The organism is Actinomycetota bacterium (assembly GCA_036280995.1).
Classification (GTDB): domain Bacteria; phylum Actinomycetota; class CALGFH01; order CALGFH01; family CALGFH01; genus CALGFH01.
In genome coordinates this window covers 1-4,152 of the sequence record DASUPQ010000017.1, presented here as the reverse complement: position 1 = coordinate 4,152, position 4,152 = coordinate 1, and the positions used below count along the sequence as shown (strand labels likewise).

6 protein-coding genes and 1 pseudogene are annotated in these 4,152 nt (G+C 69.7%); 5 read left to right on the top strand and 2 right to left on the bottom strand.

All coding sequences use genetic code 11. From position 1 onward, the window contains the following. The 5 genes and pseudogenes from VF468_00475 to VF468_00455 all read left to right on the top strand — a co-directional run. On the top strand, window positions 1-168 hold a 168-nt coding region (locus VF468_00475; GenBank protein ID HEX5876801.1), incomplete at its 5' end, for a RidA family protein. Window positions 169-225: 57 nt separating this feature from the next. Continuing rightward, the gene (locus VF468_00470) at window positions 226-777 is read left to right on the top strand and encodes a flavin reductase family protein (protein HEX5876800.1); all 552 of its coding nucleotides are present in this window, start codon (window positions 226-228) and stop codon (window positions 775-777) included. A 197-nt stretch (window positions 778-974) separates the two neighbouring features. Further along, complete coding sequence (locus VF468_00465) at window positions 975-1,184, top strand: cold-shock protein (protein HEX5876799.1); 210 nt, start codon at window positions 975-977, stop codon at window positions 1,182-1,184. A 168-nt stretch (window positions 1,185-1,352) separates the two neighbouring features. Then, a pseudogene (locus tag VF468_00460) lies at window positions 1,353-1,754 on the top strand (hemolysin III family protein). Between the two features lie 41 nt (window positions 1,755-1,795). Continuing rightward, complete coding sequence (locus tag VF468_00455; GenBank protein HEX5876798.1) at window positions 1,796-2,062, top strand: hemolysin III family protein; 267 nt, start codon at window positions 1,796-1,798, stop codon at window positions 2,060-2,062. 19 nt (window positions 2,063-2,081) lie between these two features. Here the strand turns inward: VF468_00455 and VF468_00450 are convergent, their stop codons facing one another. Beyond that, the gene (locus tag VF468_00450) at window positions 2,082-2,315 is read right to left on the bottom strand and encodes a hypothetical protein (GenBank protein HEX5876797.1); all 234 of its coding nucleotides are present in this window, start codon (window positions 2,313-2,315) and stop codon (window positions 2,082-2,084) included. A 183-nt stretch (window positions 2,316-2,498) separates the two neighbouring features. Further along, entirely contained in the window at window positions 2,499-3,959 is a 1,461-nt protein-coding gene (locus VF468_00445) for a glycosyl hydrolase family 57 (GenBank protein ID HEX5876796.1), read from the bottom strand. Between the last annotated feature and the right edge of the window lie 193 nt (window positions 3,960-4,152).

Here is a 4,152-nt window from a genome sequence, read left to right as displayed (position 1 = left end):
ACCCAGCTCCCGGTCGTGCGCGAGGTCCGCGACCAGTACGTCAACACCCAGCAGCCACCGGCCAGCACCGCCGTGGAGGTCCGGCGGCTGGTCCGCGATGACCTGCTCATCGAGGTCGAAGCGGTCGCCGTGGTCGCGTCGTTCCAGCCCATGACCGCAACGGCCTAGGCGGCGGGCTTGGAGCGGGTGGCCGGCTCTGGAGGAGAAGGCGGGCACAATGCTGGCATGACGAGCGGGCAGGAACCGATCCGCGTAGGGATGCAGCCTCCCTTCGCCGCCCCGCCCGAGCGTCGCGACCCGGCCCGCCGGTTGCGCGGGCGGCTGGTGGCACCGGTCACCGTCTGGACCGCCGGACAGCTGCCGGGCGGGGCCGGCCTGACGGTCTCCTCGGTCCTGGTCGCCGAGGGCCAACCGGCACGCCTGCTCGGCCTGATCGACCCCACCTCCGCCTTCTTGGAAGCCATGCAGGAGACCGGCGCGTTCGTCGTCCACGTCCTGGCCGCCGGTGACCGGGCCCTGGCCGAGCGGTTCAGCGAGGTCCGCCCACCCATCCGAGGACCGTTCGAGCGCCTGCAAGTGGCCGAGTCGCCCTGGGGTCCGGTGCTCGAGGGGAACCGCCCACGCGCGGCCTGCCGCCTGGCCGGATCGGCGCCGGTCGGCCATGGCGAGCTGGTCGAGGGCGTGATCGAGCAACTGGAGTTGCCCGACCTGGAGGATCCGCTGGCCTACCTGCACGGACACTACCGGTCGGTGGGTGATCTCCCAGATCACGGTTGACGTCGTGGCGGCATTCGCCTGCTCGCCAGCTTCTGACGAGCGTTGGTGGCGCACGGCGGTCCAGAACCGCTACCGTGGCCTGGCAGAGGTTCATGTTTTGCTTCGCAACCCGCAGGTCGAGCTTGTCCCTTGCCGTCGGCGCCACCACGGTGCCGGCGTGATCGAACCTCCGAGATGATGGAGGGAGGGACAAGTACATGACTGTTGGAACCGTGAAGTGGTTCAACGCCGACAAGGGCTTCGGCTTCATCGCCCCTGAGTCCGGCGAAGACGTCTTCGTGCACTTCAGCGCGATCCAGTCGACCGGCTACCGCTCACTTGATGAGGGGCAGACCGTCGAGTTCGACATCACCCAGGGCCAGAAAGGCCCCCAGGCCGCCAACGTGCGGCCGCTGGAGCGGCAATAGCGAACCACAGGAGCCTGCTCCCGGCCATCCGCCGGGGCAGGCTTCTGTGTAACCTTGGTTGGGCCGGTCCAGTGCCGACCCGATCCTCGCGCGTTGGTAGCCCAATTCAGAGAGCTTTGCAGCGCACTTGGCGCGCCGGCACGCTTGCTTCATCGTCCTGGAGGGCCTGTGCCTGCCGATCGTCTGCCGCAGTCCGCCACCCACCGCGTCCTGCCCCCGCCGGCCACGGCCCATCCCGAGGTCCGGATCAGACCGCGGCTGCGCGGGGTGTTGCACCAGTACGCCTTCTTTGTCTCCCTGGCCAGCGGCACCCTGCTCGTCCTGCTCGCCGCCACCACCAAGGCCTTGCTCGGGGCCGCGATCTATGCCGCCTCGGTGTCGGCCCTGTTCGGGGTCAGCGCCCTGTACCACCGCGTCACCTGGACCACCGCGGCCCGGCGGCGCATGCGCCGACTCGACCACGCGATGATCTTCCTGCTCATCGCCGGCACCTACACCCCGGTCGGCCTGCTGGTCCTCCACGGCACCCTGGCCACCGTCGTGCTGGCCGTCGTCTGGGGCGGAGCCCTGGCCGGGATCGTGCTCGAACTGGCCTGGACGACGGCGCCCAGGTGGCTGGCGGGACGGTGTATCTGGCCCTTGGCTGGGTGGCGGTGGTGGCCATGCCGCAGCTGTTCGCCCGCCTCGGGATGGCCGGCGGGCTGCTGCTCGTCGCCGGCGGGCTGCTCTACTCGGCCGGGGCGGCCGTGTACGCCCTGCGCCGCCCCGACCCGGCACCGGCCGTGTTCGGCTACCACGAGGTCTTCCACCTGCTGGTCATCGCCGCCGTGGCCGCCCACTTCCTGGCCATCAGCCTGTACGCGCTGCCGACCCGCTGAACGCACTCGAAGGTTCCGGTCAGGTGCTTGGGTGGCCGTAGCGATCGCCCTGGCTACCAAGTTCGCTGGCCAGCGCGAGCCAGACTCGGGCCTGGGCGGCTTTGACCTCCGATCGTCGCAGGTGCTTCTCGATGTCGAGATTGGAGCGCCCTTCCGAGGCGTTGATGTCGTCATACAGGTGCTCGGAGTCCAGCAGCGCCGCGTGGCCTCGGCGCATCGCCTCCTGCCAGGTCAGCTCATCGAAGTCCGCCATGCCATGTCCTCCATCCAGGTGTCACCGCTGGTCGACACGAGGGCCACCGCCCATGGGTCGCTGCAGCCTCCCGGCCACCGCCTTCCGCCTGGCCAGGATAAGCGCGGCGGCCGCGGCAGCGGCGGCCGTACACGCAGCACGCCCAAATGGAGCCGATTGAACCAGCCGGGTGTGGCTCTGGTCTCAGAGGTCGTAGGTGATGATGTCGGCGGTCCGACGTGACAGCTCGGCGCCGTAGTCGGTCCAGACGCTCTCGCCCCAGTAGCGGTAGCAGCTGGTCTCGGCCGCGAGCAGGTGGAACAGCGCCCTGCGGTACCGCGGGTCGTCGGAGGGGACGCCCCGGGCCAGCACCCGCTCATGGAACAGGGAGCTCGCCTGCTCCATCGGGACCAGCACCTTGTCGTAGCCGCGGGTCCAGGACAAGTCGCTGGTCCAGCTGCCGCCTTCGACGTGGAAGCGGCTGTCCTCGTGCCGCAGCCGCTCGATGACGTTGGCGAGCCGGTCGGGGCCGTCCCCTGGCGCCACCTGCTGCCAGATGCGGTGCTGGTACAGCGGCTGGATCACCGGCAGATCGGCCGGCTGGACGCTGGTGGCGAACAGCTGCTCCAGGTACTCGGTGACGTTCAGCATCGGCGTCCGAGTGCCGGAGCATTCCCGGACCACCTCGACGTACTTGGGGGGGAACTCGTTCATCATCACGCCGCCGTTCTCGCCGTCGGCGATCTGGGTGACCAACGGCGGCACGAGGCGGCCGCCTAGCTCAAGGCGGGACAGGCTCTTGGCCTCGTCGTAGGGCTGCAGCTGGCCGACCAGCTTGGTGTCGCTGCCCTGGGTCTTGACCACGGCCACGATCTCGGCGGTGTCCCCAGCCGAGCTGGTGCAGACCAGCCGGTGGGGCAGGTGGGGGCGCTCCAGCGGCCGACCGTCTGGCAGCTCGACGGAGTGCTCCTGGACCAGCAGCCACCCATAGCCGCACTCGTTGAGGGTCTTGACGAACGCATACGCCACATCGGGGTGGTTGGGCAGCGCCATCTCGGCGGGGGAGAAGCCGCGCACCCGACCCAGCGCCTCCAGGCCGAAGATGGCCGCGAAGTGGTGCTGCCAGGCCTTCACCTGCAGCCGGTAGTCCTGCACCGGGGTGGAGGGGGCGACCGCGTGCCCCCATGGACAGCCCAGCCACTCCACCGCCTCCCGCAGGTCGGGATCGCAGGTCAAGGGCCGCAGGGCGTCGAAGATGTCATCCAGCCCGGCCCGGCGCAGCCCGTGCAGCAGCGTGCCCGAATACTCCAGCATGATCCGTGGCTGCTTGCCCTCGGCGAGCAGCGTGGGGATGAACTCCCCCATCCGCTTGTAGCACCAGTGGAACATCGGCGCGTTGTGGTTGTCGCCCACGTCGGGATGCTCCAGCATCCACTGCAGGTTGCTCACGATGGCGGCGGTGCGCAGGTCCGGTCCGCCGGCTGGGATGAGCGGCTGGTGCATGTGCAGGGCGACCGCGAACGCGCTGTCAATGCCGGCGATGTTCACCGAGGATCGTCCGGCGAAGACCGGCCGCGCCCGTTCGGCAGCGACCGCCTCCTGGATCCGCTGCTCCGAACCGCACAGGTTCGGCAGGCCGTCAACGTGCTCGGCAAGGTCTCCCATGCTCCTCCTCGCCAGCCCGGCCTCTGTGCCGCTCGCGTCCAGGCAAGGCGCTTGCAGGGCCCCGGCCGACCGGCCCAGGTTACTGGCGAGCGTCATGGGGAGTCGGAACAACTCACGTGATCAGGTGCCCTGGAGTGCTGGAGGCATCTGGCTGGCCGCTGACGTCAGGAGGGCGTGGCCGCTGGGTGGCGGA